The 26,118-nt window shown below is 73.7% G+C and carries 18 protein-coding genes; 3 read left to right on the forward strand and 15 right to left on the reverse strand.

Features of this window, described 5'->3' with window-relative positions:
* Nucleotides 1-44: 44 nt before the first annotated feature.
* The 7 genes from OG444_RS17470 to OG444_RS17500 form a co-directional block, all read right to left on the reverse strand.
* Nucleotides 45-638 (reverse strand): TetR/AcrR family transcriptional regulator, encoded by a 594-nt coding sequence (locus tag OG444_RS17470; RefSeq protein ID WP_327263067.1) that lies wholly within the window; start codon nucleotides 636-638, stop codon nucleotides 45-47.
* Entirely contained in the window at nucleotides 626-1,363 is a 738-nt protein-coding gene (locus OG444_RS17475) for an enoyl-CoA hydratase family protein (RefSeq protein WP_327263068.1), read from the reverse strand. The genes OG444_RS17470 and OG444_RS17475 overlap by 13 nt, the downstream gene beginning before the upstream one ends.
* Nucleotides 1,364-1,877: 514 nt before the next feature.
* Nucleotides 1,878-3,038: an acyl-CoA dehydrogenase family protein gene (locus OG444_RS17480; RefSeq protein WP_327263069.1), complete on the reverse strand. Its 1,161-nt coding sequence runs from the start codon at nucleotides 3,036-3,038 to the stop codon at nucleotides 1,878-1,880.
* The gene (locus tag OG444_RS17485) at nucleotides 3,035-4,939 is read right to left on the reverse strand and encodes an acetyl/propionyl/methylcrotonyl-CoA carboxylase subunit alpha (protein ID WP_327263070.1); all 1,905 of its coding nucleotides are present in this window, start codon (nucleotides 4,937-4,939) and stop codon (nucleotides 3,035-3,037) included. The genes OG444_RS17480 and OG444_RS17485 overlap by 4 nt, the downstream gene beginning before the upstream one ends.
* Nucleotides 4,940-4,947: 8 nt before the next feature.
* The gene (locus OG444_RS17490) at nucleotides 4,948-6,546 is read right to left on the reverse strand and encodes an acyl-CoA carboxylase subunit beta (RefSeq protein ID WP_327263071.1); all 1,599 of its coding nucleotides are present in this window, start codon (nucleotides 6,544-6,546) and stop codon (nucleotides 4,948-4,950) included.
* A complete protein-coding gene (locus OG444_RS17495) occupies nucleotides 6,543-8,186 on the reverse strand; it encodes an acyclic terpene utilization AtuA family protein (protein ID WP_327266826.1) in 1,644 nt (547 codons plus the stop codon). The genes OG444_RS17490 and OG444_RS17495 overlap by 4 nt, the downstream gene beginning before the upstream one ends.
* 68 nt (nucleotides 8,187-8,254) lie before the next feature.
* Nucleotides 8,255-9,067, reverse strand: a complete 813-nt coding sequence (locus OG444_RS17500) for a TIGR03084 family metal-binding protein (protein WP_327263072.1) — start codon at nucleotides 9,065-9,067, stop codon at nucleotides 8,255-8,257.
* A gap of 362 nt (nucleotides 9,068-9,429) precedes the next feature.
* On the opposite strand from OG444_RS17500, the gene OG444_RS17505 reads away from it, so the two are divergent.
* Nucleotides 9,430-11,052, forward strand: a complete 1,623-nt coding sequence (locus OG444_RS17505; RefSeq protein ID WP_327263073.1) for an alpha/beta fold hydrolase — start codon at nucleotides 9,430-9,432, stop codon at nucleotides 11,050-11,052.
* A gap of 87 nt (nucleotides 11,053-11,139) precedes the next feature.
* Here the strand turns inward: OG444_RS17505 and OG444_RS17510 are convergent, their stop codons facing one another.
* The 5 genes from OG444_RS17510 to OG444_RS17530 form a co-directional block, all read right to left on the reverse strand.
* Entirely contained in the window at nucleotides 11,140-11,451 is a 312-nt protein-coding gene (locus OG444_RS17510) for a DUF6415 family natural product biosynthesis protein (RefSeq protein WP_327263074.1), read from the reverse strand.
* 148 nt (nucleotides 11,452-11,599) lie between these two features.
* Entirely contained in the window at nucleotides 11,600-12,337 is a 738-nt protein-coding gene (locus tag OG444_RS17515) for a GntR family transcriptional regulator (RefSeq protein ID WP_327263075.1), read from the reverse strand.
* Nucleotides 12,338-12,412: 75 nt separating this feature from the next.
* A complete protein-coding gene (locus OG444_RS17520) occupies nucleotides 12,413-12,769 on the reverse strand; it encodes a DUF1801 domain-containing protein (RefSeq protein ID WP_327263076.1) in 357 nt (118 codons plus the stop codon).
* Entirely contained in the window at nucleotides 12,769-13,731 is a 963-nt protein-coding gene (locus tag OG444_RS17525; RefSeq protein WP_327263077.1) for an EamA family transporter, read from the reverse strand. Before OG444_RS17525 ends, OG444_RS17520 begins: the two co-directional genes overlap by 1 nt.
* A 126-nt stretch (nucleotides 13,732-13,857) precedes the next feature.
* Nucleotides 13,858-16,647 carry an FAD-binding and (Fe-S)-binding domain-containing protein gene (locus tag OG444_RS17530; protein ID WP_442810552.1) on the reverse strand — a complete coding sequence of 930 codons (2,790 nt, stop codon included), beginning with the start codon at nucleotides 16,645-16,647 and terminating at the stop codon, nucleotides 13,858-13,860.
* A gap of 84 nt (nucleotides 16,648-16,731) precedes the next feature.
* On the opposite strand from OG444_RS17530, the gene serC reads away from it, so the two are divergent.
* On the forward strand, nucleotides 16,732-17,850 hold the full coding sequence (gene serC / locus OG444_RS17535) for a phosphoserine transaminase (protein ID WP_327263078.1): 1,119 nt from the start codon (nucleotides 16,732-16,734) through the stop codon (nucleotides 17,848-17,850).
* A 197-nt stretch (nucleotides 17,851-18,047) separates the two neighbouring features.
* Nucleotides 18,048-21,191 (forward strand): sacsin N-terminal ATP-binding-like domain-containing protein, encoded by a 3,144-nt coding sequence (locus tag OG444_RS17540; RefSeq protein ID WP_327263079.1) that lies wholly within the window; start codon nucleotides 18,048-18,050, stop codon nucleotides 21,189-21,191.
* A gap of 39 nt (nucleotides 21,192-21,230) precedes the next feature.
* On the opposite strand, the gene OG444_RS17545 is transcribed toward OG444_RS17540, so the two are convergent.
* The 3 genes from OG444_RS17545 to OG444_RS17555 form a co-directional block, all read right to left on the reverse strand.
* Complete coding sequence (locus OG444_RS17545; RefSeq protein ID WP_327263080.1) at nucleotides 21,231-22,892, reverse strand: hypothetical protein; 1,662 nt, start codon at nucleotides 22,890-22,892, stop codon at nucleotides 21,231-21,233.
* A 142-nt stretch (nucleotides 22,893-23,034) separates the two neighbouring features.
* Complete coding sequence (locus OG444_RS17550) at nucleotides 23,035-25,500, reverse strand: cation-translocating P-type ATPase (protein ID WP_327263081.1); 2,466 nt, start codon at nucleotides 25,498-25,500, stop codon at nucleotides 23,035-23,037.
* A gap of 123 nt (nucleotides 25,501-25,623) precedes the next feature.
* Entirely contained in the window at nucleotides 25,624-25,995 is a 372-nt protein-coding gene (locus OG444_RS17555; RefSeq protein WP_327263082.1) for a DUF2530 domain-containing protein, read from the reverse strand.
* Nucleotides 25,996-26,118 lie beyond the last annotated feature (123 nt).

Genomic DNA, 26,118 nt, shown 5'->3' on the forward strand with positions numbered 1-26,118 from the left:
GTACCCCTGTGCCGGGGTGCGGCGCCCGTCGCGTTCCCGCCGGTTCAGCCCAGGGACGCGTCGAGGATGCGGGTCCACTGGGCCACCACACGGGACCGGCGGGCCGTGTCGTCGGTCAGGACATTGGCCAGGCCCAGGCCCCGGGCCATGTCCAGCAGGCCCTGCACGGTCTCCCGTACGCCCGGCACCGACTCGTCCGCACCCAGCAGCTCGACGGCGATGCGGTGGGTCTCGCGGCCGACCCGGGCCTCCAGCTCGGTGACCTGGGGACGCAGCTGCTCCTCGTTGGAGGCGGCCACCCACAGCTGGAGCGCGGCCCGGAACAGTGCGCCCGTGTACATGTCCACGAGCGCCTCCACCACGGCCGGGCGGGCGGCCGGACCGGCGTGGAAGAGCTCGCGCAGGGCCGTGGACCGCTCCTCGGCGACGTAGGCGACGGCCGCGGTGAACAGGTCCTCGCGGGTCGGGAAGTGGTGCTGGGCCGCTCCGCGCGAGACCCCTGCCCGTTCGGCGACGACCGCGACGGTGGAACCGGCCCAGCCGTGCTCCGCCAGGCAGGACACGGCCGCCTCCAGGAGGTGGCGGCGGGTGACGCGGCTGCGCGCCTGCTTGGGGCCGGACCCGGTCACAGTGCCCATGACGGGTCCCGGCGCTCGAAGCGGGCCGTGATGCCCTCGCGGGCCTCGGCGGAGGCGAAGAGTCCCGCGGACAGCTCGGTGAGACGGGAGCCGTCGCGGATGAGTGCCTCTCGTACGGCGGCCGCCGTCAGCGCCTTGGTCGCGGCCAGACCTTGCGGGGAGGCCTTGCGCAGGCCGGCGAGTACGGGCTCCAGCGCGGCGTCCACGTCCTCGGCGTGCAGGGTGAGCAGGCCGATCCGGGCGGCCTCGGCCGCGTCGAAGGCCTCGGCGGTGAGGAAGTAGCGGGCGGCGGCGCGGGGGTCGAGGCGCGGCAGCAGGGGCATGGAGATCACGGCAGGGGCGAGGCCCAGGTGGGTCTCGGTGAAGGCGTACGAGGACTTCGGTCCGGCGGCGGCGATGTCGCAGGCGCCGAGCAGGCCGAGGCCGCCGGCCCGGACATGGCCGGTGACGCGGGCGACGACGGGCTTGGGCAGCTCGGCGGTCTCGCGGAGCAGGGCCACGAAGTCGGCTGGATCGCAGGGCGACTTGAGGTCGGCCCCGGCGCAGAAGGTACTGCCGGTGTGGGTGAGGACGACGGCCCGGACGGCTCCGTCCGCCGCCGCCGCGGCGAGGGCGACGCGGAGCTCGGTGACGAGGGCGGCGGAGAGGGCGTTGCGGTTGGCCGGGGAGTCCAGGGTGAGCGTGGCAATGCCGGTCGCCTGGGCGGCGTGCACGAGTGGGGCCATGTCTCCTCCGGAGCGGTGTGCGGGTGGGGTTGTCCCCGGCGGCCCTGGTTCGGGTCCTCCGGGGAGAGTACGTGCGCGGTGGTCTGCGGCGTGGGCCACCCCTGCCGGGTGGACTGCCCGTCCCCTCCCGGGGTGGGCGACCGTGTGCGGCGCGGGCTGTCCCGGCCCGGGGGGCGCCTCTGCCCTGCGGGCGGGCGCGGCGGTGCCCGTCTGCTCGGGCCTGTCCGGCCCGGGGGGCGCCTCAAACGCCGGCGGGGCTGGGTGGTGTGGGGCGGTGCCCCGCACGAGAGTCTCCTCGGCTCGGTGCACGCGGGCCCGTCACGGACAGGCGGCCGCGGTCGCGCGCTCGTCCTCCGGGGACCCTCCTGCGTGTCCCCACCCCACGGCAGGACTCCGACCGTGCCAGCCGACAACCCCGCACACCCCAGTCCCGCCGGCGATTGAGGCGCGGCCCGAGGCAAGGGCGGCCCGAGCCGCACACCGCCGAGCAGCCCGCAGGGCACTCCGCAGGGGGTCAGTAGGACTTGGGGAGGCCCAGGGTTTGGTGGGAGATGAAGTTGAGGATCATCTCGCGGCTGACGGGGGCGATGCGGGCCACGCGGGAGGCGGTGATCAGGGCGGCCAGGCCGTATTCGCGGGTGAGGCCGTTGCCGCCGAGGGTGTGGACCGACTGGTCCACCGCCCGTACGCACGCCTCCCCCGCCGCGTACTTGGCCATGTTCGCCGCCTCGCCCGCCCCCATGTCGTCGCCCGCGTCGTACAGCTGGGCGGCCCTCTGCATCATCAGGCGGGCCAGTTCCAGTTCGATGTGCGCCTGGGCCAGCGGGTGGGCCACGGCCTGGTGCGCGCCGATGGGCTCCTTCCACACCTGGCGGGTCTTCGCGTAGTCGACGGCCTTGGCGAGGGCGTGGCGGCCCATCCCGATGGCGAAGGCGGCGGTCATGATCCGTTCGGGGTTGAGGCCGGCGAACAGCTGGAGCAGGCCCGCGTCCTCGTCGCCCACCAGGGCGGAGGAGGGCAGGCGTACCTCGTCCAGGGTCAGTTCGAACTGCTTCTCCGCCGCCTGGAGTTCCATCTCGATGACGGAGCGGGAGAAGCCGGGGGCGTCGCGGGGGACGATGAACAGGCACGGCTTGAGGCTGCCGGTACGGGCGTCCTCGGTGCGGCCGACGATGAGGGTGGCGTCGGCGATGTCGACGCCGGAGATGAAGACCTTGCGGCCGGTGAGGATCCAGTCGTCGCCGTCGCGGCGGGCCGTGGTGGTGATCCGGTGGGAGTTGGATCCGGCGTCGGGTTCGGTGATGCCGAAGGCCATGGTGCGGCTGCCGTCCGCGAGGCCGGGCAGCCAGGTCTGCTTCTGCTCCTCCGTGCCGAAGCGGGCGATGACCGTGCCGCAGATGGCGGGCGAGACGACCATCATGAGGAGCGGACAGCCGGCGGCGCCCAGTTCTTCGAGGACGATGGAGAGTTCGGCGATGCCGCCGCCTCCGCCGCCGTACTCCTCGGGGAGGTTGACCCCGAGGTAGCCGAGCTTCGCGGCGTCGGCCCACAGCTCGTCGGGGTGGCCGCCCTCGCGGGCGACGCGGGCGAGGTACTCGCGGCCGTAGCGCTTCCCGAGGGCGGCGACGGCGGAGCGCAGGTCCTTGTGCTCTTCGGTGCTGGTGGCGGGGCTCATGACAGCGATTCCTCCTGGACTACGGCGAGCAGGGCGCCGAATTCCACCTGTTGGCCGGTGGCGACGTGGAGCGCGGTGAGCGTGCCGGAGGCGGGAGCGAGGATGCGGTGCTCCATCTTCATGGCCTCCAGCCAGAGCAGGGGCTGGCCTGCGGTGACGGGGCTGCCGGGGGCGAGGCCCTCGGCGACGCGGACGACGGTGCCGGGCATGGGGGCGAGCAGCGAGCCCGGTTCCGTGCGGTCCTGGGGGTCCGGGAAGCGGGGGACGCGGGTGAAGGTGTGGGCGCCGAGGGCGGAGTCCACGTAGATCTCGTTCGATTTGTGTTTCACGTGGAACGCCCGTCGGATGCCCTCGATTTCGAGGGTGACGAGGGCGGGGGTCGCGGCCAGGACCCGGATTCCGGGGTGGTTCACCGGGTGGTACTGGACCTCGTACTCGGTGCCGGCCGTGGTGTAGCGGCGGGTCTGCGGCTGGGAGCGGACGTTGCGCCAGCCGCCGAGGCGGGCGGCGAGGGGGGCGTCCGGGGCGGGGGCGGCTTCGGCGAGGGCGGCGGCGAGGGCGGCCGCGGTGGCGTCCGGGGCGCCGTTGGTGAGGGTGTCGAGGTGGCGTTCGTAGAAGCCGGTGTCGAGCTGCCCGGCGGCGAACTCCGGGTGCCGCAGGGACCGTACGAGGAGCTCGCGGTTGGTGGTGAGCCCGTGGATGCGGGCTCCGGCGAGGGCGTGGGCGAGGGCCCGGACGGCCTCGGCGCGGGTCGGGGCGTGGGCGACGACCTTGGCGAGCATGGGGTCGTAGTGGATGCCGACGGTGTCCCCGTCGGTGAAGCCGGTGTCGACGCGGACCTCGCCGGGGATGGCGAGGGTGTGCAGGGCGCCGGTCTGCGGGCGCCAGTCCTGGGCGGGGTCCTCGGCGTAGAGGCGGGCCTCGACGGCGTGTCCGGTGGGTTCCGGGGGCGACAGGGGCAGGGCGGCGCCTTCGGCGACGCGCAGCTGGAGGGCGACGAGGTCGAGGCCGAAGACGGCTTCGGTGACGGGGTGTTCGACCTGGAGTCGGGTGTTCATCTCCAGGAAGTACGGGCGTCCGTCGGCGGTGACGAGGAACTCGACCGTGCCCGCGCCCCGGTAGGAGACGGCGCGGGCGGCCGCCACGGCGGCGGCGTGGAGGGTCGTGCGCAGGCCCTCGGGGAGGCCCGGTGCGGGGGCTTCCTCGATGACCTTCTGGTGGCGCCGCTGGAGGGAGCAGTCGCGGGTGCCCAGCGCCCAGACGGTGCCGTGGGCGTCGGCGAGGATCTGCACCTCGACGTGGCGGCCGCGCTCCACGTAGGGCTCGGCGAAGACCTCTCCGTCGCCGAAGGCCGAGCGGGCCTCGGCGGAGGCCGCGTCGAGGGCCTCCTTGAGCTGGTCGAGGTCGCGGACCACGCGCATTCCGCGGCCGCCGCCCCCGGCCGCGGCCTTGAGGAGCAGGGGCAGGTCGGCGGGGGTGGCGGTGGCCGGGTCGACGGGGTCGAGGAGCGGCACTCCGGCGGCGCGCATCAGGTCCTTGGCCCGGGTCTTGGATGCCATGGCCTCGATGGCCTCGGGGGGCGGGCCGATCCAGGTCAGGCCGGCGGCGAGGACCTCACGGGCGAAGCCGGCGTTCTCGGAGAGGAAGCCGTAGCCGGGGTGGACGGCGTCGGCGCCCGCGGCGAGGGCGGCCTTGATGACCAGGTCGCCGCGCAGGTAGGTGTCGGCGGGGGCGGCGCCGGGCAGCCGTACGGCCGCGTCGGCTTCGCGGACGTGCAGGGCGTCGGCGTCCGGGTCGGAGTGGACGGCGACGGTGGCCAGACCCAGGGCGCGGGCGGTGCGGAAGATCCGGACGGCGATCTCGCCGCGGTTGGCAACGAGGAGGGAGGTCAGGTTCGTCATGTGCGGGCTCACATCCGGAAGACGCCGAAGCCGCCACGGGCGCCCTCGACGGGAGCGTTGTGGACGGCCGAGAGGCACAGGCCGAGGACGGTACGGGTGTCGCGCGGGTCGATGACCCCGTCGTCGTACAGCCGCCCGGACAGGAACATGGGCAGGGACTCGGACTCGATCTGCGCTTCGACGAAGGCGCGCATCCCGGCGTCGGCCTCCTCGTCGTACGGGAGTCCCTTCGCGGCGGCGGACTGGCGGGAGACGATGGAGAGCACGCCGGCCAGTTGCTGGGGTCCCATGACGGCGGACTTGGCACTGGGCCAGGCGAAGAGGAAGCGGGGCTCGTAGGCGCGGCCGCACATGCCGTAGTGGCCGGCGCCGTAGCTCGCGCCGATGAGGACGGAGAGGTGGGGGACGCGGGAGTTGGAGACCGCGTTGATCATCATCGAGCCGTGCTTGATGATGCCGCCCTGCTCGTACTCCTTGCCGACCATGTAGCCGGTGGTGTTGTGGAGGAAGAGGAGGGGGATGTCGCGCTGGTTGGCGAGCTGGATGAACTGGGCGGCCTTCTGGGACTCGGCGCTGAACAGCACGCCCTGCGCGTTGGCGAGGATGCCGACCGGGTAGCCGTGCAGGGTGGCCCAGCCGGTGACGAGGCTGGGGCCGTAGAGGGGCTTGAACTCGTCGAAGTCGGAGGCGTCGACGATCCGGGCGATGACCTCGCGCGGGTCGAAGGGGGTCTTGAGGTCGGGCGGGACGATGCCGAGGAGTTCCTCGGGGTCGTGGAGGGGTTCCTCGGCCTTCGGCGGGTCCTGGTGCGGCTTGCGGTGGTTGAGCCGGGCGACGATGCGGCGGGCCTGGCGGATCGCGTCGTACTCGTCGAGGGCATAGTGGTCGGCGAGTCCGGAGGTGCGGGCGTGCATGTCGGCGCCGCCGAGGGACTCGTCGTCGCTCTCCTCGCCGGTGGCCATCTTGACCAGGGGCGGGCCGCCGAGGAACACCTTGGAACGGTCCTTGATCATGACGGTGTGGTCGGACATGCCGGGGACGTACGCGCCTCCGGCGGTGGAGTTGCCGAAGACGACCGCGACGGTGGGGATGCCCTCGGCCGAGAGCCGGGTGATGTCGCGGAAGATCGCGCCGCCCGGGATGAAGATCTCCTTCTGGGAGGGCAGGTCGGCGCCGCCGGACTCCACGAGGCTGATGACGGGGAGGCGGTTCCGGCGGGCGATCTCATTGGCCCGCAGTGCCTTCTTCAGCGTCCACGGGTTGGAGGCTCCGCCGCGGACGGTGGGGTCGTTGGCGGTGATCAGGCACTCGACGCCCTCGACCGTGCCGATGCCGGTGACCATGGAGGCGCCGACGGGATAGTCGCTGCCCCAGGCGGCGAGCGGGGACAGCTCCAGGAACGGGGTGTCCGGGTCGAGGAGCAGCTCGACGCGCTCGCGCGCCAGGAGCTTGCCGCGGGCCCGGTGGCGGGCCGTGTACTTCTCGCCGCCGCCCTCCAGGGCCTTGGCGTGCTCGGAGTCGAGGGCGGCGAGGCGCTCCAGCACGGCGGTACGGGCCTGCGCGTGCTCCGGAGCGTGGGGGTCGACGGTGGTGCCGAGGCGGGTCATGGGGTGGCCTCCGGGGCCGGCAGGAGTGCGACGGGAATGTCGAGGTGGCGGGCGCGGAGCCATTCGCCGAGGGCCTTGGCCTGGGGGTCGAAGCGGTGGCCGGAGGCGACGCCGTCGCCGAGGATGCCGGTGACGGTGAAGTTCAGGGCGCGCAGGTGCGGGAGTTCGTGGCGGGTGACGGTGTGCTGCGCGGTCTCGGGGAGCAGTTCCTGGAACACCTCGGCGGTGAGGGTGTGGAGCAGCCAGTCCCAGGCAGGGTCGGTCTCGGCCCAGACCCCGACGTTGGCGTCGCCGCCCTTGTCGCCGCTGCGGGCCCCTGCCAGCGCCCCGAGGGGGGCGCGGACGGTCTCCCGGGGCTCCGCCGGGGGGACTGGGGGTGCGGGGGGCCGGGCCGGCGGGGCTGGATGCGGCTCCGCCGCAGGGGTGGGGGGTGGAGCCGGGACTCGTACGCGGGTGCCGTCCGGGAGGACCGCCACGTGCGGGACCTGGTCCGACGGGATCAGGGTCGAGGTGAAGACGCCGTAGGGCTGGGCCGGTCCGGGCGGGGAGCCGACATGGAAGCCCGGATAGCTGCCGAGGGCCAGTTCGACCGCCGTCGAGGTCAGGGCGCGGCCCACCCGGTCGGGGGACGGGTCACGGACCACGAGCCTCAGCAGGGCGGCGGCCGTCTCCTGGGTGTCGGCGTCCTCGTGGTCGGTGCGCGACAGGGTCCAGGCGGCGTCCGCCACGCCCTCGAGCGCGTCGGCCAGCTGGGACCGGACGAGGTCCGCCTTCGCCTCGATGTCCAGGCCGGTCAGGACGAAGACGACCTCGTTGCGCCAGCCGCCGATCCGTGTGACGCCCACCTTGAGGTCGGCCGGCGGGGCCTCTCCGCGGACGCCGTCGATGCGTACCCGGTCGGCTCCCTCGTCGGTCAGCCGGACGGTGTCCAGGCGGGTGGTCACGTCGGGGCCGAGGTAGCGGACGCCCTGGGTCTCGTAGAGGAGCTGGGCGGTGACGGTGCCCGCGGTGACGGCTCCGCCCGTGCCGGGGTGCTTGGTGATGACCGCGGAGCCGTCCTCGGAGATCTCCGCCAGCGGGAAGCCGGGGCGGCGGACGTCGTGCCGGGCGAAGAAGGAGTAGTTGCCGCCGGTGGCCTGGGTGCCGCACTCCAGGACGTGGCCCGCGGCCACCGCTCCCGCGAGCCGGTCGTAGTCGTCCGGGGCCCAGTCGAACCACCAGGCCGCCGGGCCGCTGACCAGGGCCGCGTCCGTGACCCGGCCGGTCACCACGACGTCCGCGCCGGCGCTCAGGCAGGCCGCGATCCCGGCGCCGCCGAGATAGGCGTTGGCCGTCAGTGCCCCGTCCGTACGCGCGGTGAGGTCGTCGCCCTCGACGTGGGCCACCCGTACCGGTACGCCGGCCTTCGCCGCCAGTTGCCGTACCGCGTCGGCGAGTCCGGCCGGGTTGAGGCCGCCGGCGTTCGTGACGATCCGTACGCCCCGCTCGTGCGCGAGCCCGAGCCCCTCCTCCAGCTGGCGCAGGAAGGTCTTGGCGTAGCCGAGGTCCGGGTTCTTCAGGCGGTCGCGGCCCAGGATCAGCATGGTCAGCTCGGCCAGGTAGTCCCCGGTCACCACGTCCAGCGGGCCGCCGGTCAGCATCTCGCGCAGGGCGTCGAAGCGGTCCCCGTAGAAGCCCGAGGCGTTGCCGATGAGGAGCGGGCGCCGGGTCACCGCGAGGCTCCCGGTTCCCGGCCGGGTCCCGCGGGGCCCGCGAAGGCCTGGGCGATGTCGAGCCAGCGGTCCGCGTCGGGGCCGGTCGCGGTCAGGTCCAGGTCGGCGCGGTGGGCGCGCCGGGTGACCAGCAGGCAGAAGTCGAGCGCCGGGCCGGTGACCCGCTGCGGGGCGTCCGGCGGGCCGTAGGTCCACACCTGCGGACCGTCGGGAGCCGTCAACTCCACCCGGAACTCCGCGGCGGGCGCGGGCAGTCCGCGGACGGCGTAGGCGTAGTCGCGGGCCCGTACGCCGATCCGCGCCACGTGCCGCAGCCGCGCGGTCGGGGTGCGGCGCACGCCGAGTGCGTCGGCGACGTCCTGGCCGTGCGCCCAGGTCTCCATCAGCCGGGCGCTGGCCATCGAGGCGGCCTTCATCGGCGGTCCGTACCAGGGGAATCGGGTGTCGGGCGAGGCCGCGGCGAGCGCCGTGTCGAGGGCGCCGCGCGTGGCCCGCCAGCGGGCGAGCAGCTCGGCCGGCGCCAGCCCGGCGCCCTCCTGCGCGCCCTCGTCGACGAAGGTGTCGGGGGCCTTGAGGGCCTCCTCGACCATGGCGCCGAAGCCGGTGGCGTCGGTGAGGGAGAGCAGCGAGGCCCGGTCGGTCCAGTGCAGGTGGGCGATCTGGTGGGCGACGGTCCAGCCGGGCGCGGGGGTGGGCCGGGCCCAGTCGGGGGCGGCCAACTCCCCTACCAGAGAGTCCAGTTCACGGCCCTCCTCACGCAGATCTGCGAAGACGGCGACGGCTGCGTCGACGGCGGACGGATCGGGCACGGTGCGCTCCCCTTCTCGGCGTGAGGGGAACACTGGCAGCACCCGGCAAAACAATCAAGCACGCTTGCATGATTTTCTCGTAGGTCGGCGCCTTCCCGCCACGCGCACCAAACCGGTGCGCGGGAAGGGCAGTTGCCCTCGGGCTCGGTCGGCCGCAGGTCGCGCCGCACAGCGGCCCGCGGGACGGCGGGGGCGATTCAGGCCGTAAGCCGGAAACTCGCGATACGTCACCGGATGTCCCGTCGATACTGAACGTCCGCTCCGGGCCCGGGCGAGCGCACACCACGCACCACACCCACGTTCGTGTCACTCGACGAAGACGAAGACGACGAAGACGACGACGAAGAGGATGGACTGACGTGATGACCCCAGCCGCCCGCACCCCCTTCTCCCTGTATCCCGAGCTCGACGCGACCGCCCTCACCGCCTTCATCTCCGCCCTGGAGAGCGGCGACGTCACCGGCCTCGCCCCCGCCCGCGCCGCCGAGGTCGGCGAGGTCCGCTCCGTCGCCGTGTTCACCCGCGGCAAGGTGACCGGCGCCGACGGGGACCTGCTCGACGCCGCGCTCTGGCGGCACACCGGGACCCAGCCCCGCCCCGCGATCGTCATGCCCTCGCCGTGGTCGAGCCTGGGCTGGCTGCCGTACGCCGTCCAGGCCTCCCTCTTCGCGGCCCGCGGCTACAACGTCCTCGCCTACTCCACCCGCGGCTTCGCCGGCTCCGAGGGCCAGGTCGACGTGGCGGGCCCGCTCGACGTCGCCGACGGCAGCCGGGCCCTGGACCACCTGATCGAGCGCAGCACCGGCCCCGTGACGAAGGCCGGCTTCCTCGGGGACTCGTACGGCTCCGGCATCAGCCAGCTCGTCGCCGCGCACGACACCCGCGTCGACGCCGTGGTGGCGCTCAGCACCTGGGGCGATCTCGGGGAGGTCTTCTACGAGAACTCCACCCGGCACGTCGCGGCCGTACGGGCCCTGCTCGAAGCGGCCGCGAAGGCGCGGCTGAGCCCGCAGACGCAGAGCGTCTTCGACAACGTCCTCGCCGACCGCGACGTCCAGGGCACCCTGCGCTGGGCGGAGACGCGCTCGCCCTTCAGCCACATCAAGGAGCTCAACCGCCGCCAGGTGCCGGTCCTGTTCTCGCACGCCTGGCACGAGACGCTCTTCCCGCCCAACCAGATGCTGAAGATGTTCAACGAGCTGACCGGTCCGAAACGTCTCGCGGTCTCGATCGGCGACCACTCCGGACCGGAGACGACGGGCATGCTCGGCCTGCCCAACCGGATCTGGACGGATGCCCACCGCTGGTTCGACCGCCACCTGCGGGACATCGACAACGGCATCGACGCCGAGGGGCAGGTGCTCGGCGAGGTGATGTGGAGCAAGACCCTCGAACCCCGGCCCACCTGGCCCTCCCTCACCGAACAGGTGGAACGGCTGCACCTGGCGGACGACGGGGAACTCGGCGGGGAGCCGCAGGCCGGCTGGACGTCGACCGTGCTGTGCGGGATGGACACCCCGGCGACCGTCGCCGACCGGGTCGTCATGTCCGGCTACGCGGAGATCGCCGGCCGCCCGAAGGTCTACCGGACCCAGGACATCGACCGCACCGTCGCCGCCGTGTGGACCGCGGACCCGGCCGGGGAGATCACCCGGCTGCGCGGCATACCGCGGCTGCGCGTCACGTACCGCGCGGCGAACCCCGGTTCCACCTTCGTCGCGTACCTCCTCGACACGGCGCCCGACGGCACGGCCCACCTGATCACGCACGCCCCGTTCACCGACCTCGACTCCCCGCCCGACAGCCTGATCAGCGCCGACATGGACCTGCAGGCGACGGCGTACGACGTGCCGCGCGGCCACCGGCTGATGCTGGTGATCGACGCCCGCGATCCGTTCTACGGCGACGCCAACCTGCCGCGCGCGACGCTGGCCTTCACCTCCCCCGAGGCCACTCCGTCGTACCTGGACCTGCCGCTCGGCTGAGCCCGTGCGCGGGCGCCCGCCCGGCCGGTCCCCCGCGGCCGGCCGGGCGGGCCGCCGCGGGGACGGCCCTCACGGCGGGCGCAGCGCTCACGGCTCGGTCGGCCCGCTGTCGATGACGTGCCGGAAGGCCTTCACCGCGCGGGCCAGTGCGCGGGCATGGTTCCAGGCGCCCAGGGGAGAGTTCTCCGGGCCGCTGCCGATCAGCGCGCGCCAGTCCTCCAGGGCGGCGGTGGCCGCGTCCGCCCTGCCCAGGCGGACGACCTCCCCGCGCAGCTGCTCGCCGTGCCGGGCCAGGCCGGACCGGAGCACTTCGATCTCCCCGTCGGGCGGCTTGAGGTTGTAGGGAACGAGCGTCTTCGCAACCAGGACCGCCACGGTGTCCACAGGAATCCGGTGCACAGCAGATCACTCCTCGCGAGGGAACGGGAGATGCAGGTCCCCAGGGAACCAGAAGCTCCCTAGGGAGATCAAGCGGAGTGGCGGGCCAGTGAAAGCAGGACAGCGAAAAGGGCCCACCGAAGTGGGCCCCGTCCCGCACACCGGTGCGTCAGCTGCTGAAGTCGTACTGCATCACATACGACCCCGCGTCCAGGAGCATGTGGTTCACCTCGACCGGTCTGCCCTCCGCGGTCATCGCGGTCCGGCAGATCTCGACCACGGGAGTCGCCGGCAGGAGGGCGAGCAGCTCCGTCTCCTCCGGACTGGGCATCCGGGCGCGGAGTTCCTCCGTGAAGCCGACGGGAGCCATACCGAGGTCCGCCAGCCGGGCGTACACCCCGCCGGGGCCGGGATCGGGCCGGGCGATCGGGGTCCGGCGGACGAGTCCGGCGGCGAGGTACGAGGTCGCCTGCTGCACCGGGGAGCCGTCGACGACGTACCGGCGGCTGCGCACGAGGACGCTCTCGCCGTCGTCCAGACGCAGAGCGCCCGCCACCCAGCCGGGCGGCTCCGTCTCGTAGACCTCGATATCGACGACCCCCATCGCCCGGTCGCTCACGTCCGCGGCCCAGATCGAGGTGCCGGAGGACCACTGGGACCGGGACAGGCGCCGCGTCGCCACACGGCGGATCGGCTTGAACTCGCGGACGTAGGTGCCGGAGCCGGGCCGCGCGTGGGCCGCCCCCTCCGCGACCAGGAGCTTCAGCGCGTTCGCGGCGGTCATCTTGGCCACCCCGTACTGCTTGACGAGCGCGGGCTCTCCGGGCAGCCGGGCGCCGGGACCGAACTCACCGGAGTCGATGCGCGCCCGCAAGTCGTCGGCGATCTGTCGCGCCGTCTCGGGCATGACCGTCCTCCGTTTCTCCCTAGGGTGGTACCAACTTAGTCAACGGTCGGCGGCCGCGCACGCGGCGGGAGTGCCTCAGCAGACCTGCCCGGGGCCCGCCTTCGCCGTCGCCCGCAGGAGGTCGCGCAGCAGGTCGAAGTCCACCGTGGCGGGGTTGCGGAAGCGGAGGCAGGCCTTGCCCATGTCGTGGGGGGCCAGGCGGTCCGTGAAGGCGTCCCGGACGTCCGTGCGCATCAGGTAGAAGGAGATGTACTGCTTCTGGTTCGCCCAGGCGATCTCGCCGACGCTCTCGCCCTCCCGCACGTACGCCGGCATCCCGTACGCGATGGTCTCCTCGAAGCCCGTCAGTTCCGCCACGCACAGCTCCCGCAGGCGGACCAGGGCCTCCCGGCGGGCCTCGGGGACCGTGGTCAGGTAGGTGGCGACGTCCATCAGGCGGCCTGCTTCCGGATCTGCGAGCGGACCGCGCCCATACTGGCCGCGATCACGAGGGCGATGGCCAGGGCGTCCAGCGCGGACATGGCCTGGTTCAGGACGAGGAAGCCTGCGGTCGCGGCGATGGCCGGCTCCAGGCTCATCAGGATCGCGAAGGTCGGGGCCGGCATCCGCCGCAGGGCCAGCAGTTCCAGCGTGTACGGAAGCACGGAGGACAGCACGGCCACGCCCACGCCCAGCGCGATCGTGCTCGGGACCAGCAGGTCCGAGCCGGCTCCGGCGATGCCCAGCGGCAGCGAGATGACCGCGGCCACCGCCATCGCCAGGGCCAGGCCGTCCGCCTGCGGGAAACGACGGCCCGTACGCGCGCTGTACACGATGTACGCAGCCCACATCGCGCCCGCCCCGAGCGCGTAGGCCGCGCCCAGCGGGTCGAGGGAGCCGAAGCCGAGGCCGCCCCCGCCGTGGCCGGACAGCAGGACCACGCCGCCGAGCGCGAGGCCCGCCCACAGGACGTTGACCAGGCGCCGGGAGACGATGACGGAGAGCGCGAGCGGCCCGAGGACCTCCAGGGTGACGGCCGGGCCGAGCGGGATCCGGTCGATGGCCTGGTAGAAGAGGCCGTTCATCCCGGCCATGGCGACGCCGAACGCGAGCACCGTGCCCCAGTCGGAACGGGAGTAGCCGCGCACCTTCGGGCGGCACAGGAGCAACAGCACGATCGCGGCGGCCGCGAGGCGGAGGGTGACCACGCCCGCCGCGCCCGCCCTCGGCATGATCATGACCGCGAGGGCGGCGCCGAACTGCACCGAGACCCCGGCCGAGATGACCAGCGCGACGGGGCCGAGGCCGGACCCGGACGCGGGGCCGGAACCGGAACCGGCGCCCGGGGCGGGCGACGGGGCCGACGCGTTGGCCGCCGGCGAGGCCGTCGGGGACGAAGAGGAAGGTGCGGGCATTTATCCAGACTAAGGCTTGGTAAGGAGTGTCGCCGCATGTCCTGCCTTACAGTCCTGCTGCCTTACAGTCCTGCTGCCTCACGGTCCTGCTGCCTCACGGTCCTCCTGCCTCACAGGCCTCCTGCCTCACGGCCCCGCCTCCGGTTCCCTGCCCAGCCCCTCCGCCAGGAGTTCCGCCAGGTGCCGGGCGCGGGCCCCGCCCCCCAGCTGCGCGATCTGCGTACGGCAGGAGAATCCGTCCGCCTGGATCAGGGCGCCCGGCGGGGCCGCCCGCAGGGACGGGAGCAGCTGCTCCTGCGCACAGGCCACCGACACCTCGTGGTGGCCCGGCTCGAAGCCGAAGTTCCCCGCGAGACCGCAGCAGCCGCCGCTGAGCCCGCCGCTCAGCCCGGCGCGCTCGCGCAGCCGCCGGTCGGGGCCGTCGCCGAGGACCGCGTGCTGGTGGCAGTGGGTCTGGCCGACCACCGCCCGATCCAGCCGCGGCGGCCGCCAGGCCGGGGCGTACTCCTCCAGGGTCTCGGCGAAGGTCCGTACGGCCGCCGCGAGGCGGGCCGCACGGGGGTCGTCGGGGAGCAGGGCGGGCAGGTCGGCGCGCAAGGCCGCGGCGCAGCTCGGCTCCAGGACCACCAGCGGCGCGTCCACGTCCCCCAGCACGTCCAGCGTGCGGCGCAGGACCCTGCGGGCGCGGTCGAGGCGGCCGGTGGACACGTACGTCAGGCCGCAGCACACCGGGCCGGCGGGCAGCCCGACGCCGAGCCCGGCCGCCCGGAGCACCTGCACGGCCGCGCGGCCCGCCGCCGGGTTCAGGTACTCCGTGAACGTGTCGGGCCAGAGGGTGACGGACCGCCCCGGCCCCGCCGGTTCCGGGGACGGCCCGCCCGACGGCCGCCGCCCCCACCACCGGGTGAACGTCTCACGCGCCAGTTCCGGCAGGCGCCCGCCGCGCTCCCGGCCCAGCCCCGGCACGGGGACGCGCCGGGCCAGGGCGTTCGCGGCCCCCGCCGCCCGCAGGCCGGCGATCAGGCGCAGCCATCCCGGCAGGCCGCCCAGCGTGTAGTGGGACAGCGGGCGGATCCGGCCCGCCCAGTGCCGGTCGAGGAACTCCGCCTTGTACGCGGCCATGTCCACGCCCACCGGACAGTCGCTGCGGCACCCCTTGCAGCCCAGGCACAGGTCCAGCGCCTCGGCGACCTCCGCCGAGCGCCAGCCGTCCCGTACGACGTCCCCGGCGAGCATCTCGTGCAGCAGCCGGGCCCGGCCGCGCGTGGAGTGCCGTTCCTCGCCGGTGACCCGGTAGGAGGGGCACATCACCGACGCACCGCCCGTATCCGTGGAACGGCACTTGGCGACCCCGACGCACCGCGCGATCCCGCCCGCGAAGGAGGTGGCGGGCAGCACCGCGAAGCGGAGGTTCTCGTCCAGCCGGTCGGGCCGGACCAGCATCCCCGGGTTCATCCCGCCCGCCGGGTCCCACACGTCCTTGTACGCGCCGAAGAGCCGGACCACCTCGGGCCCGTACATCTTCGGGAGCAGTTCCGCCCGCGCCTGGCCGTCCCCGTGCTCCCCCGACAGGGACCCGCCGTGGGCGACGACCAGGTCGGCCACTTCCTCCGAGAAGTCCCGGAAGCGGGCCACCCCGGCCGCCGACACCAGGTCGAAGTCGATCCGTACGTGCACGCAGCCCTCGCCGAAGTGGCCGTACGGGGATCCACGCAGCCCGTGCGCCGCCAGCAGGGCCCGGAATTCCCGCAGGTACGCGCCCAGCCGGACCGGCGGCACCGCGCAGTCCTCCCACCCCGGCCAGGCCATGCCCCCTCCCCCGGACCCCGTCCGCGAGGTGCCCCCGGGCATCCGGGTCGCCGTGCCCGCCGCGTCCTCGCGGATCCGCCACAGTGCCCGCTGCGCCGCCGGGTCGGTGACCAGCAGGGAGTCCGCCGCGTCCGGCGCCGCCGCCCGCAGCAGAGCCCGCGCCGCCCCCTCGTCCCGCATCTCCACGAACAGCCAGGCGCCGCCCCGCGGCAGGTCCGCGGCCACGCCCCCCAGCAGGTCCTGCGCCATTCCCTCCACCGTCAGCGGCCCGTGCGGCAGCAGCCCCGCCGCCGCGTCCGCGGCCGCGCTCTCGTCCGCGTACCCGAGCACCGCGAGCACCGGTGCGGGCGGCGTCTCCACCAGGCGCACCACCGCCTCCGTCACCACCCCGAGCGTGCCCTCGCTCCCGCAGAACGCCCGCGCGAGCTGCACCCCGTGCTCGGGCAGCAGCGCGTCGAGGCCCCCGTAGCCGGAGATCCGCCGCGAGAAGCCGGGCGGCATCCCGGTGCGCAGCAGCCCGAGGTGCGCGGTGACCAGCTCGCGCAGCCCTGCGGGGGCCCCGTCCCAGCCGGTGCCGATCCGGTGGGTGGTGCCCGCGTACGCCGCGACCGTCAGCTCGCTCACGTTGTCCGCGGTGGTGCCCCAGGCCACCGAGTGGGCCCCGCACGCGTTGTTGCCGATCATGCCGCCGAGGGTGCAGCGGGAGTGCGTGGACGGGTCGGGGCCGAAGGTCAGCCCGTGGGGGCGCACCGCGTCCCGCAGCCGGTCGAGGACCAGGCCCGGCTGGACCACGGCCGTCCCGGCCGCCCGGTCCACCGACACCAGGGCGTTCATGTGCCGGGTGAGGTCGAGGACCACGCCCGTCCCCGTGGCCTGGCCGGCGATGGAGGTCCCGCCGCCCCGGGGGACGACCGGAACCCCGGCCGCGGCGCACACGGCGAGCGCGGCGGCCACGTCCTCGGCGTCGCGCGGGGCCACCACTCCCACCGGGACGCGGCGGTAGTTGGAGGCGTCCATGGTGGTCAGGGCCCGTGCGGCGGCGCCGAAGTCGACTTCCCCGCGCAGGTTCTCCCGCAATGTCCGTTCGAGTTCACCGGGTGACGTCACGACCCCACCCTCCCACCGGTGTGATGCGTCTCATCGGGTGGACGCGCTCCCGGATCGTGGACCGGGACCCGATACGCTCCGCTCGTGGCTGAGATCCAGATTCCCGCTGACATCAAGCCCGCCGACGGACGCTTCGGCGCGGGCCCCTCCAAGGTGCGGACCGAGGCGCTGGACGCCCTCGCCGCCACCGGTACCTCCCTGCTCGGAACCTCGCACCGCCAGGCCCCGGTCAAGAACCTGGTCGGCTCGGTGCGCCAGGGCCTCCGGGACCTCTTCTCCCTCCCCGAGGGGTACGAGGTGATCCTGGGCAACGGCGGCTCCACCGCCTTCTGGGACATCGCGACCGCCGGTCTGATCGAGCAGAAGTCCCAGCACCTCACCTTCGGCGAGTTCTCCTCGAAGTTCGCCACGGCCGCGAAGCTCGCGCCGTGGCTGGACGCGCCGTCCGTGATCTCCTCGGAGCCGGGCACGCACCCGGAGCCGGTGGCCGAGGCGGGCGTGGACGTGTACGCGTACACCCACAACGAGACCTCGACGGGTGTGGCGGCGCCGATCAAGCGCGTCGCGGGCGCCGACGCCGGGTCCCTCGTTCTGGTGGACGCAACCTCGGGCGCCGGCGGTCTGCCGGTGGACATCACCGAGACGGACGTCTACTACTTCGCCCCGCAGAAGTCCTTCGCCTCGGACGGCGGCCTGTGGCTGGCGGCGTTCTCCCCGGCTGCCCTGGAGCGCGCGGCCCGCGTGCACGCCTCCGGCCGGCACATCCCCGAGTTCTTCTCGCTGCCGACGGCGATCGACAACTCGCTGAAGAACCAGACGTACAACACCCCGGCGCTGTCCACGCTCTTCCTGCTGGACCAGCAGCTGCAGTGGATGAACAGCCAGGGCGGCCTGGAGTTCACCACCGGCCGTACGGCGGCCAGTGCGCGCAACCTGTACGGCTGGGCGGAGGCGTCGAAGTACGCGACCCCCTTCGTCGTGGACGCCGACAAGCGCTCCTCCGTCATCGGCACGATCGACTTCTCGGACGACATCGACGCGGCGGCCGTCGCCAAGGTGCTGCGCGCCAACGGCATCGTGGACACCGAGCCGTACCGCAAGCTCGGCCGCAACCAGCTGCGCATCGCGATGTTCCCGGCGATCGACCCGGCGGACGTGCAGGCGCTGACCGCCTGCATCGACCACGTGATCGAGAAGCTCTGACCACCACCCGTCCGGTATGACCTGAGCCCCCGGTGACCTGCGTTCGCCGGGGGCTCAGGCGTTTTCCGGGCGCCGCCCCGGCCCGACCGGCTCCGGAAGCCGGCGTCGTCGTGTTCGCGCACCTCACGGCCACGGCGTGGGGGGTCTCCCGCACGCGGTACCTTCAGGGTCCGGCGGCGAATCCTGGAGGCAGCGGCGTGAGCGTGCGAGTGACGGCGGCCCAGAGCGGTGTGGACCCCTTCGGCACGGCCCGGTTGCGGCGCGGGGTGCTCGACGCGTGGGGTGCGGGCCCGGCCCGGTTCCGCGAGGACGCCAACGCCGAGGAGGACCTCGCGCTCGGCGGCTACCGCGACCGGCTCGTCGTGGAGCTGGCGCAGAACGCCGCCGACGCCGCGGCCCGTGCCAAGGTGCCCGGCCGGCTGCGCCTGACCCTGCACGGGAGCGAGGGCGGGCACGCACTGCTCGCCGTCGCCAACACCGGTGCCCCGCTGGACGCGACGGGCGTGGAGTCGCTGAGCACCCTGCGCGCCTCCGCCAAGCGCGAGCCCTCCGGGGACAGCGTCGGCCGCTTCGGCGTCGGCTTCGCGGCCGTACTGGCCGTCTCCGACGAACCCGCGGTGCTCGGCCGCCACGGCGGCGTCCGCTGGTCCCTCGCCGAGGCCCGCGAGCTGGCCCGGGACGCCTCCGTCGGCAGCCCCGGCCTCGGCGACGAACTGCGCCGCCGCGACGGGCACGTCCCGCTGCTGCGCCTCCCGCTGCCCGCCGAGGGCACCGCCCCCGAGGGCTACGACACCGTCGTGGTCCTCCCGCTGCGCGACGCCGCCGCCGAGGACCTGGTGGAGCGGCTGCTGGCGGGCATCGACGACGCCCTGCTGCTCACCCTCCCCGGCCTGTGCGAGATCGTCGTCGAGACACCGGCGACCAGTACGTCCGGCGGCACGCGCACACTGCTGCGCCGCGACGAGGGCGCGTACACCGTCATCGAGGACACCACGGGCTCCGGCACGGTCACCCACCGCTGGCGCACCGTCCGCCACGGCGGCCCCATCGAGCGGGCGCTGCTCGCCGACCGGCCCGTCGAGGAGCGGCTGCGGCCCGCCTGGGCGGTGTCCTGGTCGGTGCCTGTCGACGCCGACGGCGCCCCGGTACACCCCGCCACGGCCCCCGTCGTGCACGCGCCGACCCCCACCGACGAGCCGCTGGGCATCCCGGCGCTGTTCATCGCGACCCTGCCGCTGGACACCACCCGCCGGCACCCCGCGCCGGGCCCGCTGACCGACTTCCTCGTGGAGCGCGCGGCCGACGCGTACGCCGAACTGCTCGGCTCCTGGGACCCGGTGAGCACCGCCCTCGTGGACCTGGTGCCCGGCCCGCTCGGCAAGGGCGAGCTGGACGGGGCCCTGCGCGCCGCCGTCCTGCAGCGCCTCCCCCGTACGTCCTTCCTCGCACCGGCCGCGCCGCCCGAGCACGCGGAGGAGCGCAATGCCCTGCGCCCCTTCGAGGCCGAGGTGGTGGAGGGCGCGGGCGCCGACACCGTACGCGTGCTCGCCGAGGTCCTGCCGACCCTGCTGCCGGCGGGCCTGGAGCGCCGCCCCGAGCTGCGCACCCTGGGCGTCGGCCGGCTGCCGCTGGGCGACGCCATCGAGCGGATCGCGGGCATCGAGCGGACCCCCGACTGGTGGCACCGGCTCTACGACAGCCTCGCCGGGGTGGACCCCGACCGGCTGTCCGGGCTGCCCGTGCCGCTCGCCGACGGCCGTACCGCGATCGGCCCCCGGCACATCCTGCTGCCCGGCGCGGACACGCCCGCGGGCCTGGCCCGGCTGGGGCTGAAGGTGGCCCACCCGGACGCGGCGCACCCGCTGCTGGAGAAGCTCGGAGCCCTCCCGGCCACGGCGCGGGCGGTCCTGACGACCCCGCAGGTGCGGGCCGCCGTCGCCGCCTCCCTCGACGCGGGGGAGATCTGGGACGAGGACGCGGACACCCTGGACGCCGACGAGCTGGCCGAGGTGGTCCTGGGGCTGGTCCGGGACGCCGACCTGGCGCCGGGCGACGAACCGTGGCTCGGGGCGCTGGCCCTGCCGGACGAGGACGGGGAACTGGTTCCGGCGGGCGAACTCCTGCTGCCGGGGAGCCCGCTGGCCTCCGTGATCCGCGAGGACGAGGTCCCGTACGTGGACGCGGACCTGGCCGAGCGGTGGGGCGCCGGCCCGCTCACCGCGTGCGGGGTGCTCGCCGCCTTCCAGCTGGTCCGCGCCGCCGACGTGGTCCTGGACCCGGACGAACTGGAGCCGCGCGAGGGGGACTTCGCCGAGCCCGACGACGCGGGGCTGCTGGACGCGGTGGACGTGTGGTGCGAGGACCTCCTGGACCAGCTGCCGGACACCCCGGTCCCGCCGGTGGCGACCGAGCTGATCGCCGTTCGGGACCTCGACCTGGTCGACGACGACTGCTGGCCGCAGGCCCTGGCCATGCTCGCGCAGCCGCCGCTGCGCGACGCGCTGACCCAGCCCGTACGGATCCTGCTGCCGGACGGCACCACGCAGTCCGTGCGCCCGTACACCGCGTGGTGGCTGCGCGACCACCCCGTGCTCGACGGCCGCCGCCCGGCGGGCCTGCGCGCGGCGGGCGGCGACCCGCTGCTGGAGGGCCTGTACACCTCGGCGGACGCCACGGGCTTCGAGGACGAGCAGGTCCTGCGGGCACTCGGCGTACGGACCACCGTGGCGGCCCTGCTGGACGAGCCCGGCGGCGCGGCCGAGCTGCTGGCCCGGCTCGCCGACCCGGAGCGCGAGGTCACCGGCCGCCAGCTGTACGGCCTGTACGGCGCGCTGGCCGATCTGGACCCCGAGCAGGTCACCCTGCCGGACGAGCTGCGCGCGGTGGTGGACGGCGAGGTCCTCGTGGTCGACGCGGCCGAAGCGGTGATCGCGGACGCCCCGGACCTGCTGCCCCTCACGGACGGGCTGCCGCTGCTGCCGGTCACCCCGTCGCGCGCGGCGGACCTCGCGGAGCTGCTCCAGGTCCGCCGCCTCTCGGAGACGGTCCCGGCGGAGGTGACCACGCCCGGCGAGGAGCACGAGGTCCCGGAGTCGGTGCTCCTGCTGCTGGGTCCGTCCACCCCGGCGACGTACATCGAGCACGAGGAACTGGTCGCGGGCGGCACGGAGCTCGACTGGCGCCGCACCCCCGACGGCACGCTCCACGCGTCCACCCTGGAGGGCGTGGCGGCCGGCCTGGCCTGGTCGGCGGGCCAGTGGCCCCGCCGCTTCGAGGTGGCCGCCCTCCTGGAGGACCCGTCCCGCACGGCAGAACTGGCCCGGGACCGCTGGTTCGACTAGAAGCTCCGGCGGGCCCGGTCGTCCGGGCCCGCCGTCCGGCTACACGGCGGGGCCGAAGCCGGTGACCGTCGGGTGCGGGGCGGTCGTGCCCGTGCCCGGGAGGACCGTGACCCTGCCGGTGGCGTCCGCGGACCACAGGTCCGGCAGGCCGTCACCCGTGAGGTCGCCGTCGGAGCCGAGGCGCGGATGCGCCGCCGGCGTCAGGGTCGACAGGACCGGCCCGGCTGCCGGGTTCGCGAAGGCGGAGAAGTCCGGTGCGTCCGCGGTGCCCTGGACCGAGAAGGCGCGGAGCGCGCCGTCGGCCCGGGAGCGGGCCCACAGGGTCGGGAAGTCCGTCCCCTGCGCCCGGCCCGGCGTGAGCAGGTCGTAGCCCGCCCAGTCGGTGTTGTTGCCGGAGAGGAGGGTGGCCGACCGCAGTCGGACACCGCCCAGCTTCGCGAGCCACAGCCGCCCGTTCTCGACGAACAGCAGGGAGCTGCGGGGCAGGAAGCCGTCGACCGCGCTGTCGCCGGTGGGCGATCCGTACGCGGCGATCTGCGTGACCTTCGACCAGTCGGTGCCGAAGCCGTGCTGCGCGCAGTCGATGGCCGAACCGGCGGTGTCCAGGCACCTGGTGGGCTTGTCCACGGCCGTCGGGGCCTGGTCCGTGAAGCGGCCCGCCCCGTCGTTGTCGAATCCGTAGACGTTGCTCTCGCCCGGGGCGTGGGCCAGCAGGTCGTCGACCGCTCGCTGACCGAGGGAGCCCCGGTGGGTGTACTGGACGCCGGCCCAGCTCTCGCCGTCGCCCGGGGCGGCCAGGCGATTGGCGTTCGCGGGGTCCAGCGGGTTCGCGCCCCACCGGCGGAGGTTGCCCGCGGCGTCGGGGACGAGGACGTCCGGCTTTCCGTCGGCGTCGATGTCCCCGAAGGCGGCGGGCTTGGTGGTGGGCTGCGCGTAGTAGTCCGCCTGCGCGCGGCCGAGGTTGCCCGCATTGTCCATCGTCTGCAGGTAGACGGACTGGCTGCCCCAGGTGGCGGGCTTGACCTTGATGTCGGCCGAGCCGTCCGTCAGCCGCACCACGCGGGAGTCGGTCGCCTCGTCCGCGCAGCTCCAGCCGACCGTGAAGACGGGGCTCGTCTGCCAGCGGGCGCAGGCGATTCCCGAGCCGTCATCGGTGCCCTTCAGGGTGAAGGTGGCCTCCTCGCCGACCTTCTTGGGGGTGTCGTCCGTGGTGACCTCGGCGGTCGGCTGGGTCCGGTCCACGCGGAAGTAGCACCAGGCCGTGTACGGGCTGGTCAGCTTCCCGTCGGTGGCGCGGGCCCGCCATGCGTACTGGCCGCCGTCCTTCACCAGGTCGCGGGAGAAGGTCGTATCGGCCTCGGGGAGGGTGGACCAGACGGCCGGGATATCGGTGCGCCCGCCCCCGTACGAGGTGTCCCAGAGCTGGAACGTCGTCTGCAACCGGGCACCGGACGCCGAGGTGGCGGTGGCCTTGGTGGTGATGACATCGCTCAGGCCGATCCAGCCGGCTCCGGATCCGGAGTGGGGGTCGGTGTAGCAGTCGGAGTACTGGGCCTCTCCGGCGTAACCGGGGACCGGGCTGGTGCGGGGCGCGGTGACCTTGGGCGTCGCCGGGTCGGCGGCGGCCGCGGCCGGCGCCGCGACGGCCAGGCCGAGCGCCAGCGACAGGGCCACCGCGGGCAGGGCGCGTAAGGGTGCCATGGGCGTCATGTGTACGGGATCCCCCTGGGACTAACACTGCTGACCGATTCGATCATTTGCAGTGTTGCCGAAAGGGTCGGCAGATCGCACTGACATTTGATGGAGCGGGCGCCCAAGCCGGGCCGAGGGGCCGCCCGCTGCCCTACGCCGGGAATTTGCGGTCGACCCACCTGAAGGTGAACTCGATCAGGAACGCGGCGCCCACCGCGACGCCCACCGCAATCCACGGCACCGTCACGCCCACCAGCTTGAGCTGGAAGAAGTCCTGCAGCCAGGGCACGACGAGGACGATCAGGAACGCCCCGCCCATCGCGCCGACGAGAGCCACCCGCCACCACGTGTACGGCCGGGCGATGATCGCCAGTACCCACATGGAGGTCAGGAACAGGGTCAGTGTGGCCGCGCTGGACTCGGCCTCGAGGGCGCCCTGGCCCGTGTAGTGGTGGCGGGCGATCAGGTACGACACGAAGGTGGCGACGGCCGCGATGACGCCGCCGGGGATCGCGTACCTCATGACCCGCTTCACGAAGTGCGGTTTCGCGCGTTCCTTGTTCGGGGCCAGGGCCAGGAAGAACGCCGGGATGCCGATGGTGAGGGTGGACAGCAGCGTCAGGTGGCGCGGCAGGAACGGGTACTCGACCTGGGAGCAGACCACCAGGATGGCCAGCAGCACCGAATAGACCGTCTTGGTGAGGAAGAGCGTGGCCACGCGGGTGATGTTGCCGATGACCCGGCGGCCTTCGGCGACCACCGAGGGCAGCGTCGAGAAGCTGTTGTTGAGGAGGACGATCTGGGCCACCGCCTTCGTCGCCTCCGAGCCGGAGCCCATGCTCACGCCGATGTCCGCGTCCTTGAGGGCGAGCACGTCGTTGACGCCGTCGCCCGTCATGGCGACCGTGTGGCCCTTGGACTGGAGGGCGCCGACCATGTCCCGCTTCTGCTGCGGGCTCACGCGTCCGAAGACGGAGTTCTCGTCGAGGACCTCGGCCATCTCGGCCCGGTCGGTGGGCAGCCCCCGGGCGTCCACGGTGTTCTCGGCGCCCGGCAGCCCCAGCTTGCCGGCGACCGCGCCGACGGAGACCGCGTTGTCGCCGGAGATGACCTTCGCCTTGACGTCCTGGTCCTCGAAGTAGCGCAGGGTGTCGGCGGCGTCGGGGCGCAGCCGCTGCTCCAGGACGACGAGGGCGGTCGGCCGTACGCCGCTGGCGACGGCCGCGTCGTCGAGTTCGCGGGCGGAGCGGGCCAGCAGGAGGACCCGCAGTCCCTGTTCGTTGAGGTCGTTGATCTCGTCGAGGGCCGGGTCCCCGGCGGGGAGCAGCACGTCGGGGGCGCCCAGCAGCCAGGTGTTGTTCTCTCCGTCGCCCTCGCTGAAGCTGGCGCCGCTGTACTTGCGGGCGGAGGAGAACGGCAGGGACTCGGTGCAGCGCCAGGCCGCGCTGTCGGGGTAGGCGTCGATGATCGCCTGAAGGCTGGCGTTGGGCCGGGGGTCGGACTCGCCGAGGGCGCCGAGCACCTTCTTGACGTACGAGGCCTCCGCGCCGCCGAGCGGGCGGAGCTCGGTGACGTCCATGCCGCCCTCGGTGAGGGTGCCGGTCTTGTCGAGGCAGACCACGTCGACGCGGGCGAGGCCTTCGATGGCGGGCAGTTCCTGGACCAGGCACTGTTGGCGGCCGAGCCGGATGACGCCGATCGCGAAGGCCACGGAGGTCAGCAGGACGAGCCCCTCGGGGATCATCGGGACGATGCCGCCGACGGTGCGGGCGATGGAGTCCTTGAGGTTGTTGTCCTTGACGAGCAGCTGGCTGATGATCAGGCCGATCGAGGTCGGGATCATCATCCAGGTGACGTATTTGAGGATGGTGGAGATGCCGGAGCGCAGCTCGGAGTGGACGAGCGTGAAGCGGGAGGCCTCTTCGGCCAGCTGGGCCGCGTAGGCCTCGCGGCCGACCTTGGTGGCGGTGAAGGCGCCGCCGCCGGCGACGACGAAGGACCCGGACATGACCAGGTCGCCGGGCTTCTTCAGGACGGGGTCGGCCTCGCCGGTGAGCAGGGACTCGTCGATCTCCAGGCCGTCGGCCTCGCCGACGGCCCCGTCGACGACGACCTTGTCGCCGGGGCCGAGTTCGATGACGTCTCCGAGGACGATCTCGGAGGTGGAGATCTCGGCGGTGCGGCCGTCGCGGCGGACGCTGGGTTTTGTCTCGCCGATGACGGCGAGGCCGTCGAGGGTCTTCTTGGCGCGCAGCTCCTGGATGATGCCGATGCCGGTGTTCGCGACGATCACGAAGCCGAAGAGGCTGTCCTGGATCGGTGCGACGATCAGCATGATCACCCAGAGCACGCCGATGATCGCGTTGAACCGGGTGAAGACGTTGGCGCGGACGATGTCGGTGGTGGAGCGGCTGCTCCGGACGGGAACGTCATTGACCTCGCCCCGCGCGACACGCTCGGCGACCTCGGCGGTGCTGAGCCCGGCCGGCTTGAAGCGGGGTGCGGGCGGTCGCACCGGGTGTACGGGGTCCAGCTCCGCTCCCGCGTCGATGGCGGGGGCGGCCGTCCCGCCACCCGGCTCCGGTCCCTCGGATTCGGTTCCAGCCCGCTGCGTCATGCCTTCGACGTTAAGCGGGCTCGTGACGCTTCACCCGCCGAGAAGTCCGAAGATCCGACTTCAGGATGACCCGAATCGTCCCTCGGTAGCGCCATGGGACGGGGACACTCAGGGATGTCCCCGCTAGACCTGCGGGCCCGGCCGCCCGTCCCGCCCGGCCTGCCCGTCCTGCCCGTCCTGCCCGGCCTGCCCGTCCTGCCCGGCCTGTCCGGCCTGTCCGGCAGCCTCCGCCTCGGCCTCGGCCGCCCGCTCGGCGGCATGGCGCTTGAGGGCAGCGTCCCGCCCCCGCACGTACCAGATGCCGATCAGGCCGAGGAATCCGCCGGCCGCGCAGGTCCAGACCCACCACAGCTGACCCCGGTCGGCGAACCACCCGTAGAAGGGCAGCTGGACGAGGAAGAGGGCGAACCACAGGATCGTGCCACCTGTGACGGTGGCGACGACAGGGCCCTCAAGGGGCTCGGGCGCCTCGTGCTTCGCAGTCCATTTCGCCATGCGGCAAGTCTAGGCGGCGCGAAACGCCATCTACGCGCGGAGATGGACGCCCTTTCGTTCATGTGTTCATACTGAAACGGTGTGGGCGCGGCCCATTTTATTCGTATGAATCACCCAATGAGG

The organism is Streptomyces sp. NBC_01232 (assembly GCF_035989885.1).
Classification (GTDB): Bacteria; Actinomycetota; Actinomycetes; order Streptomycetales; family Streptomycetaceae; genus Streptomyces.

Excerpts from the sequence above, each read along its gene's own strand:
- OG444_RS17505 (WP_327263073.1), top strand. The coding sequence starts at position 9,430 with ATGACCCCAGCCGCCCGCACCCCCTTCTCCCTGTATCCCGAGCTCGAC.
- OG444_RS17485 (WP_327263070.1), bottom strand. The coding sequence starts at position 4,939 with ATGACGAACCTGACCTCCCTCCTCGTTGCCAACCGCGGCGAGATCGCC.
- OG444_RS17495 (WP_327266826.1), bottom strand. The coding sequence starts at position 8,186 with ATGCTGACCGGCGGCCCGCTGGACGTGGTGACCGGGGACTACCTGGCC.
- OG444_RS17555 (WP_327263082.1), bottom strand. The coding sequence starts at position 25,995 with ATGGCGAAATGGACTGCGAAGCACGAGGCGCCCGAGCCCCTTGAGGGC.
- OG444_RS17515 (WP_327263075.1), bottom strand. The coding sequence starts at position 12,337 with ATGCCCGAGACGGCGCGACAGATCGCCGACGACTTGCGGGCGCGCATC.
- OG444_RS17550 (WP_327263081.1), bottom strand. The coding sequence starts at position 25,500 with ATGACGCAGCGGGCTGGAACCGAATCCGAGGGACCGGAGCCGGGTGGC.
- OG444_RS17545 (WP_327263080.1), bottom strand. The coding sequence starts at position 22,892 with ATGGCACCCTTACGCGCCCTGCCCGCGGTGGCCCTGTCGCTGGCGCTC.
- OG444_RS17470 (WP_327263067.1), bottom strand. The coding sequence starts at position 638 with ATGGGCACTGTGACCGGGTCCGGCCCCAAGCAGGCGCGCAGCCGCGTC.
- OG444_RS17480 (WP_327263069.1), bottom strand. The coding sequence starts at position 3,038 with ATGAGCCCCGCCACCAGCACCGAAGAGCACAAGGACCTGCGCTCCGCC.
- OG444_RS17525 (WP_327263077.1), bottom strand. The coding sequence starts at position 13,731 with ATGCCCGCACCTTCCTCTTCGTCCCCGACGGCCTCGCCGGCGGCCAAC.
- OG444_RS17475 (WP_327263068.1), bottom strand. The coding sequence starts at position 1,363 with ATGGCCCCACTCGTGCACGCCGCCCAGGCGACCGGCATTGCCACGCTC.
- OG444_RS17490 (WP_327263071.1), bottom strand. The coding sequence starts at position 6,546 with ATGACCCGCCTCGGCACCACCGTCGACCCCCACGCTCCGGAGCACGCG.
- OG444_RS17520 (WP_327263076.1), bottom strand. The coding sequence starts at position 12,769 with ATGGACGTCGCCACCTACCTGACCACGGTCCCCGAGGCCCGCCGGGAG.